The following is a 5,947-nucleotide window of genomic DNA, read 5'->3' as shown; positions in this document are numbered from 1 at the left end:
GAGCCCCACTCCCGCCTGCGGAAGGCGATCGCCTCCCGGCTCACCCGGAGCAAGCAGGAGATCCCGCACTTCTACCTCAAGCGATCGGCGGCGGTCGACGAGCTGCTGGCGCTGCGCGCCCAGCTCAACACGCACTCGCCGGTGAGGATCTCGGTCAACGACCTGCTGATCCGGGCGGTCGCCGTGGCCCACCGGGCGGTGCCCGCGGCGAACGTCGTCTGGACCGACGACGCGCTGCGGCGCTTCGACGGCGTGGACGTCTCCGTCGCGGTCGCGGGCGAGCGCGGCCTGGTCACCCCGGTCGTGCGCGGGCTGGAGAACCGGTCGCTGAGCTCCATCTCGAGCGAGGTCAGGCGGCTGGTGGAGGCCGCGAACGCGGGCAGGCTCCAGCAGCGCGAGCTCGAGGGCGGCAGCATCACCGTGTCCAACCTCGGGATGTACGGGGTCGAGCAGTTCTCGGCGATCATCAACCCGCCGCAGTCCGCGATCCTCGCCGTCGGCGCGGGCACGCCGAGCGTGCGGGTCGTCGACGGCGAGGTCACCGTCGTCACGACCATCGACCTGGTGCTCTCGGTCGACCACCGGGCCATCGACGGCGCGCTCGCCGCCGAGTGGCTGGCCGCCTTCGTGGAGGCGGTCGAACAGCCGCTCCGGCTCGTCGTCTGACCGACCCACCCGCACCTCGAAGAGGAGAACGCCCGTGCCCCACGAGTTCGACGTCGTCATCCTGGGCGGTGGCAGCGGCGGGTACGCCTGCGCGCTGCGCGCCGCACAGCTCGGCCGGTCGGTGGCGCTCGTCGAGCGCGACCGGCTCGGCGGCACCTGCCTGCACCGCGGGTGCGTGCCCACGAAGGCGCTGCTGCACGCCGCGGAGCTCGCCGACGCCGCACGCCACGGCGCGGCACACGGCATCCGGTCGACCTTCGACGGCGTCGACATGGCCGGGGTGAACGCGTTCAAGGACAAGGTGGTCGGCCGCCTGCACAACGGACTGCGCGGTCTCGTCTCGGGAGCGGGCATCACCGTCGTCGAGGCGGAGGGGCGGCTGACCGGGCCGCGCACGGTGACCGCGGGCGACCGCGAGCTGGTCGGGCGCGACGTGGTCCTGGCGACCGGCTCGTACGCCCGGACCCTGCCCGGCGTCGACCTCGGCCCGCGGGTGCTGACGAGCGACCAGGCGCTGGCGATGACCGAGGTCCCGAAGCGGGCGGTCGTGATCGGCGGCAGCGTCATCGGCGTCGAGTTCGCGTCGGTCTGGCGCTCCTTCGGGGCCGAGGTCACGGTCGTCGAGGCGCTGCCGAGCCTGGTCCCACTCGAGGACGCGTCGCTGAGCACGCACCTGGAGCGGGCCTTCCGCAGGCGCGGCATCGCGTTCCGCACCGGCGCGCGGGTGGCGTCGGTCGTGGACAAGGGCGACCAGGCGGTCGTGGCCCTCGAGGGTGGCGACGAGCTGCCCGCCGACGTGGTCCTCGTCGCCGTGGGGCGCGGCCCCGCGACCGCCGGTCTCGGCTACGAGGAGCAGGGCGTCGCGCTGGACCGGGGGTGGGTGGTCGTGGACGACCGGCTCGCCACGACCGTCGAGGGCGTCCACGCCGTCGGCGACCTGGTCCCGGGTCTCCAGCTGGCGCACCGCGGGTTCGCCCACGGCGTCTTCGTCGCCGAGGAGATCGCCGGCCTGCAGCCCGAGCCCGTCGTCGACTCGTCGATCCCGCGGGTGACGTACTGCGAGCCGGAGCTCGCCTCGGTCGGCCTGACCGAGGCCCAGGCCCGCGAGACCTACGGCGACGTGCAGGTCTACGAGTACGACCTCGCCGGGAACGGGAGGAGCCAGATCCTGGACACCGCCGGCTTCGTCAAGCTGGTGCGAGAGCCCGCGGGCCCGATCGTGGGCGTGCACATGATCGGCACGCGCATGGGGGAGCAGGTGGGGGAGGCGGCGCTGATGGTCGGCTGGGAGGCACTCCCGGAGGACGTCGCGCGGTTCGTCCACGCCCACCCCACGCAGAACGAGGCGCTCGGGGAGGCGGCCCTGGCCCTGGCCGGGCGCCCGCTGCACGCCCACGGCTGAGCACCGCGGTTCGGCGCGCCCGGACTCACCGACGGCGCGTACCGCGCCGGGCGGAGCTCCTCCTCCTCGACGGGGCGGGCGCCGCGGGCCTCTCCCGGCGGGGGGTGCGTGAGCTGTTGACGGTGCGACCGCGGACGATCCCGATGAACTCCTCCATGAGCTCGGTGTTCTCCGCGTCCGGCCAGGCGAGCCCGACGCCCGACCCCGGCGCGTCGGTCAGCGGCCGGTAGGTGAGGTCCCGGCGGTGGTGGAGGCGGGCGAGGGACTGGGGGAGGACCAGCAGGCCGACGCCCGCGGCCACGAGCTCGACCGCCTCCTCCGTGGTCGCGGGGGCGTACGCGGCTGCGCGTCCGGGTCGGTCACCGGGCCAGGGGAGGGTGTCGTCCTGCGGGCGGAGGACGACCTCGTCGGCCAGGTCGGCGACCGCGGCCTCCTCGGTGGCGGTGACGACGTGGTCCTTCGGGACGACGGCCACGGTCGTCTCGGTGTAGAGCGGGATCGTGTGCAGTCCGGTGCGGTCGATCGGCAGCCGGACCACGGCGGCGTCGACCGCGCCGGTCCGGATCAGCTCCACCGCCTCGTCCGTGGCCGCCGCGACCAGCTCCAGGGGCACGCGGGGACGGCGCTCGGCCCACATCCGCACCCACTTGTCCGGCGTGACGCCCGGGACGTAGCCGAGCCGGAAGACTGCGGTCGGCTCGGTCATCTGCTCAGGCTAACGGCTCGATATCCTCGGCAGATGACGCGGCAGAGGTCGACCCAGACGATGAAGCCCGCGACGGCGGCGAAGAAGCTCGGCGTGCACCTCGACGCGACGCCCGCGGAGTTCCGGTCCGGGGTGGTCTCGCGAGACGAGCTCGACGCCCTGCAGGCCGACCCGCCCGAGTGGCTGCGCGAGCTGCGCCGCGACGGCCCGCACCCGCGCCAGGTCGTCGCGGACCGGCTCGGGGTGTCGATCTCCGGGTTGGCCCGTGCCGAGATCACCGAGCCGCTGACCACCGCCCAGATCGCGGCGTTGAAGGAGGAGCAGCCGGAGTGGCTGCGCCGCGAGCGCACCACCCGGGCCGAGGCCCAGCGCGAGGAGGCCCGCCTGCGGGCCGCGCGGTCCGAGACGCGTCGGGACGGCCCCGTCAGGAGATGAGCGGGGAGCGCACCGCGATCCTCACGGCTCGTCGCGTGGGATCTGCAGGACCCGGGTCCGGCCGGGCTCGTCGGGGTCGTCGGTGATCTCGCGGCCGTCGAGCCAGCAGCCGATCACGTGGGCGAGCTCGCCAGGGTGGCTGAAGTTCATCGCGTGCGCCGCACCCTCGATCACCGCGATCGTGACGTGCGGCGGTGCGAGCCTGCCGATCTCCCGCACCCGCCACAGCGGCGGCATGAGCGGGTCACGGGAGCCGATCACGGCGAGCGTGGGCACGGACGTCCGGAGGATCCGTTCGAGGGAGGGGAACCGGGTGAGCTCGCCGAAGAGCTGCAGGGCGTTCAGGGGACCGAACCGCAGGTAGTCGGGCAGCACGACGCGGGCCATGCGCGGGTCCTCGCGCCCCGCGTCGCGCACGAGCTGGCCGATCGCCCGCGGCAGCGGCTGGTTGTACATGCCCCCCGCCGGTGAGGCGAGCACGATGCCCGCCACGCGGTCCGCGGCGCTGTGCGCGACCTCCAGACACACCGGACCCCCCATCGAGTTGCCGACCAGCACCACGCGGTCGAGCCCGAGCGCGTCGAGGACGTCGAGGAGCGACCAGGCCAGCGACGAGATCCCGAGGACGTGACCCCAGCCCGCGCTGTGCCCGTACCCGGGGAGGTCGGGGACCAGGGTCGTCGCCCGGTGGGCGAGCGCCGCGGCGGTCGGGAGCAGGTAGCCGCCGGAGACCGCGAACCCGTGGACGTGCACATGGGGCACCGAACCGGGGACCTCGGGGCCGAGCCGGACGAAGACCGGCCTGCCCCGGACCTCGGCGCGGAGGATCTCCCAGCCCGCGTCGGGCACCGTCGGAGTCTGGCAGGCGGGGGCGTCGGTGGCCAGGCTCCGACGGCCGTGCCCCGACACCCCGGCCGCGCGGAGCCACCCGGTGAGGGTGAGGGCGGCCCGCCGCTGCTGCCGCACCATCGGGAACCGTGGACCTGCGAACCCGCATAGCGGCTCAGAGGGGCCGGGTGCAGGACGAGCTGACCGAGCTGGTGGCGATCCGGTCGGTCGCGGACCCGCGCCTGGCCCCGCCGCAGGAGTGCAGGCGCGCTGCGGAGTGGGTGTCCCGGGCGTTCGCCGGGGTCGGGTTCGACGACGTGCGGACGGCCGTCACCCCCGACGGCAGCGACGCGGTCGTCGGCTCCCGGTCGTGCGGGGTGCCCGGCGTACCGACGGTCCTGCTCTACGCCCACTACGACGTGCAACCCGCGCTCGACGAAGCGGCCTGGCACACCCCGCCGTTCGAACTGACGGAGGTCGGCGACCGCTGGTACGGCCGCGGTGCGGCCGACTGCAAGGGGAACATCCTCATGCACCTGACCGCGCTGCGCGCCCTCGGGGACGAGGTCCCGGTCGATCTCAAGCTCGTCGTCGAGGGGTCCGAGGAGCAGGGCACCGGCGGGCTCGAGGCCTTCGTCGGGCGGCATCCCGACCTGCTTCGGGCGGACGTGGTCCTCCTGGCCGACACGGGGAACGCGGCGGTCGGCAGGCCCGCCGTCACCGCGAGCCTGCGCGGGCTCGTCGACCTCGTCGTCACCGTGGAGACGCTCACCTCCGCCCGGCACTCCGGCATCGTCGGCGGCCCCGCTCCGGACGCCCTCGCCGCGCTCATCGCGATGCTCGCCACCCTGCGCGACCGGCACGGGAACACGACGGTGCGGGACCTGCCCGACGCGCAGGCCTGGGCGGGTGCGCCCTACCCTCCGGAGCGGTTCCGTCGGGACGCGGGCGTGCTGCGGGGCGTGTCCCTGCTCGGCGACGCGCCGGTCGCCGACATGGTCTGGGCCCGGTCGGCGCTGACGGTGCTGGGGATCGACTGCCCGCCCGTCGTCGGGTCGGCCTCGGCCGTCGTCCCGCACGTCCGGGCCCGGCTCAACCTGCGCATTCCCCCCGGGGTCGAGCCGGACCAGGCCGGGGCGGCACTCGCCCGGCACCTGCTCGAGGTGGCGCCGTGGCGCGTGAAGGTCGGGATCGAGATCGGCTCGACCGCCCGTCCCTTCCGGACGGACACCGACGGGCCCGCCCACGCGGCCATGGCCGAGGCGATGCGGACCGCCTACGGGCGCCCGATGTGTGAGCTGGGCCAGGGTGGGTCCATCCCGCTCTGCAGCGTCCTGGCGACGACGTACCCGGAGGCCGAGGTGCTGCTCATCGGGGTGGAGGAGCCGGAGTCCCTGATCCACGCGCCGAACGAGAGCGTCTCGCCCCGGGAGATCGCGGACATGGCGCTCACGGAGGCGCTGTTCCTGCAGAACCTCGCCCGGTCCGGGACGCGATGACCTACTCGGTGCTGGCCCGCGACCCGGACACCGGCGACCTCGGCGTCGCGGTCCAGTCGAAGTTCCCCGGTGTGCGCGGCCTCGTGCCGTACGGGGAGGCGGAGACGGGAGTGGTCGCCACACAGGCGTTCGGGAACCCGCGGCACGGGTCCGTCGGCCTGACGCTGCTGCGCTGCGGGGCGCCGCCGCAGCGGGCGATCGAGATCCTGCTCGACCGCGACCAGGAGGCGGACAGGCGCCAGGTCGGCCTGGTCGACGGCTCGGGTCGGGTGGCCGCCTACACCGGGTCGGAGCTGCACTCCTGGGACGGGTGGTCGGGGAGCGCGACGGGGGACGGCTGTGTCGCGCTCGGCAACGGGTTGGCGAGCGCGGACGTGGTGCGCGAGATGGTCCGCACCGTCCGCGACGCCA

At 74.7% G+C, this 5,947-nt stretch carries 7 protein-coding genes; 5 read left to right on the top strand and 2 right to left on the bottom strand.

All coding sequences use genetic code 11. The features are described 5' to 3' along the window. Positions 1 to 666 (top strand): 2-oxo acid dehydrogenase subunit E2 (locus tag H5J29_RS18345; RefSeq protein ID WP_181782182.1); only part of this gene is annotated, 666 nt, incomplete at its 5' end. A gap of 34 nt (positions 667 to 700) precedes the next feature. Further along, positions 701 to 2,068, top strand: coding sequence for a dihydrolipoyl dehydrogenase (gene lpdA, locus H5J29_RS18340; RefSeq protein ID WP_181782181.1), 1,368 nt, complete (start codon positions 701 to 703; stop codon positions 2,066 to 2,068). Between the two features lie 25 nt (positions 2,069 to 2,093). Here the strand turns inward: lpdA and H5J29_RS18335 are convergent, their stop codons facing one another. Beyond that, complete coding sequence (locus H5J29_RS18335; RefSeq protein ID WP_181782180.1) at positions 2,094 to 2,774, bottom strand: LysR family substrate-binding domain-containing protein; 681 nt, start codon at positions 2,772 to 2,774, stop codon at positions 2,094 to 2,096. A 33-nt stretch (positions 2,775 to 2,807) separates the two neighbouring features. Here H5J29_RS18335 and H5J29_RS18330 point away from each other — a divergent pair, with 33 nt between their 5' ends. Beyond that, on the top strand, positions 2,808 to 3,209 hold the full coding sequence (locus H5J29_RS18330) for a DUF5997 family protein (RefSeq protein WP_181782179.1): 402 nt from the start codon (positions 2,808 to 2,810) through the stop codon (positions 3,207 to 3,209). Between the two features lie 21 nt (positions 3,210 to 3,230). Here the strand turns inward: H5J29_RS18330 and H5J29_RS18325 are convergent, their stop codons facing one another. Next, positions 3,231 to 4,178: an alpha/beta fold hydrolase gene (locus tag H5J29_RS18325; protein WP_181782178.1), complete on the bottom strand. Its 948-nt coding sequence runs from the start codon at positions 4,176 to 4,178 to the stop codon at positions 3,231 to 3,233. 8 nt (positions 4,179 to 4,186) lie between these two features. Between H5J29_RS18325 and H5J29_RS18320 the strand changes: the two genes are divergently transcribed. Continuing rightward, positions 4,187 to 5,536 (top strand): dipeptidase, encoded by a 1,350-nt coding sequence (locus H5J29_RS18320; protein ID WP_181782177.1) that lies wholly within the window; start codon positions 4,187 to 4,189, stop codon positions 5,534 to 5,536. Beyond that, positions 5,533 to 5,947: DUF1028 domain-containing protein (locus H5J29_RS18315; RefSeq protein WP_181782176.1), on the top strand; the 415-nt coding region annotated here is incomplete at its 3' end. The genes H5J29_RS18320 and H5J29_RS18315, both read left to right, overlap by 4 nt.

Origin of the sequence: Pseudonocardia pini, assembly GCF_013870575.1 — a bacterium.
GTDB lineage: Bacteria > Actinomycetota > Actinomycetes > Mycobacteriales > Pseudonocardiaceae > Pseudonocardia > Pseudonocardia pini.
Note: the sequence above shows the minus strand (reverse complement) of the source record. Positions and strands in the feature narration are given on the sequence as shown.

What these genes read in the sequence shown, in the direction of transcription:
- H5J29_RS18335 (WP_181782180.1), bottom strand. Translation starts at nt 2,774, where the DNA reads ATGACCGAGCCGACCGCAGTCTTCCGGCTCGGCTACGTCCCGGGCGTC.
- H5J29_RS18330 (WP_181782179.1), top strand. Translation starts at nt 2,808, where the DNA reads ATGACGCGGCAGAGGTCGACCCAGACGATGAAGCCCGCGACGGCGGCG.
- H5J29_RS18325 (WP_181782178.1), bottom strand. Translation starts at nt 4,178, where the DNA reads ATGGTGCGGCAGCAGCGGCGGGCCGCCCTCACCCTCACCGGGTGGCTC.